We start from the raw sequence: 1,372 nt of genomic DNA on the forward strand, positions 1-1,372 counted from the left end.
TCCCGGAAGTCGGGGTCCTGGCCGCGGGTTTCCTTCAGCAGCCGCTCGTGCCAGTCGGGGGCGCGGCGGCGGACCTTCAGCCCGCCGGGCAGCAGCCCCTCGCGCTTGAGGCTGACCTCGACGCAGCCCTCCATCACCGAATAGATGTGCAGGAGGCCTTCCCGGATCTCCGCTTCAGTGCGGGAGGCCCGCTCGTTGACCAGCATGATCTCGCCGATCGAGAGGCCCTTGGACTGGCAGCGTCCCAGCAGTTCCGCGGCGGTGCGGAAGGGCAGGGGGAGTTCCTTTTTGGACTCGTCGAGTTCCTTCAGGGCCGCGTCTTCCTCGCCTTCGCGGACAATGAAGCCGCCGCCGACGGAGAAGAACGTGGCGCTGTGCACGGTTTCGCCCGCGGCGTCGGAGACCGTGAACGTCATGCCGTTGGTGTGCCGGGGCAGGATGGTCAGGGGGCGCAGGATGATGTCCTTCACGCCGTAGGGCAGGGGCACGGATCCGGCCAGCTGCAGGGTGCCGGTTTCGGCGATCGTGGCCAGCCGGTCCTCCACTTCCTCGGGCAGGATCAGCTCGGGATGGAAGCCCTCGAGTCCGAGCAAAATGGCCGTCATGGTCCCGTGGCCGTGGCCCGTGGCGGCAAGTGAGCCGTAAAGGTCCACCCGCAGAGAGGTCACGCGGTGCAGGTCTCCGGAGGCCTTGAGTTCTTCGGCGAAGACGGCGGCGGCCCGCATGGGGCCCACGGTGTGCGAGCTGGATGGCCCTATTCCGATGGAAAAAAGGTCGAAGACTCCAACAGCCATGGTCGGTTCCTAACTAGGTCTTGCTGTGGCCCGGCAGAGGGTCTTGCCGGAAAGCGGCGGGGCGCCGGTAGGCGGCCGTTCCGCCGATGCACGACGCCCGGCGGCGGCTGGTGGCCGCGGCCCGCCCGGCGTCGTGTCTTACTTCAGTCATACGTCGCTTAGGCGAGGTTATCAACCGAGGGGTAGAGCGGGTGGGCGGCGGCGAGGGCCTCCACCCTGGCGCGCAGGCCGGACAGGTCCGCGCCGGCGTCGGCGGTCAGCGCCTCGGCGATGATGTCCGCGACCTCGGCGAAGGCCGCCTCGCCGAAGCCGCGGGTGGCCAGCGCGGGCGTGCCGATCCGCAGCCCCGAGGTGACCATCGGCGGACGCGGATCGAAGGGGACGGCGTTGCGGTTGACGGTGATGTCGATTTCCGCGAGGCGGTCCTCGGCTTCCTGGCCGTTAAGCTCGCACTCGCGCAGGTCCACCAGGACCAGGTGCACGTCGGTGCCGCCGGAGATCACGTTGATCCCCTTCGCGGTCACGTCCGGCCGGACCAGGCGGTCCGCGAGGATCCGGGCACCGGCCAGGACACGCTC

General features: G+C 69.2%; 1 protein-coding gene and 1 pseudogene. Both read right to left on the bottom strand.

Translation table 11 applies throughout. The annotated features are described in order from the left end of the window. Positions 1-794: serine dehydratase beta chain (locus AB4089_RS22905; protein WP_441411560.1), on the bottom strand; the 794-nt coding region annotated here is incomplete at its 3' end. A gap of 158 nt (positions 795-952) precedes the next feature. Beyond that, positions 953-1,372 (bottom strand): annotated as a pseudogene (locus AB4089_RS22910) (serine hydroxymethyltransferase); the annotation flags it as partial.

Origin of the sequence: Arthrobacter sp. 2MCAF15, from assembly GCF_052115605.1 — a bacterium.
Classification (GTDB): Bacteria; Actinomycetota; Actinomycetes; order Actinomycetales; family Micrococcaceae; genus Arthrobacter.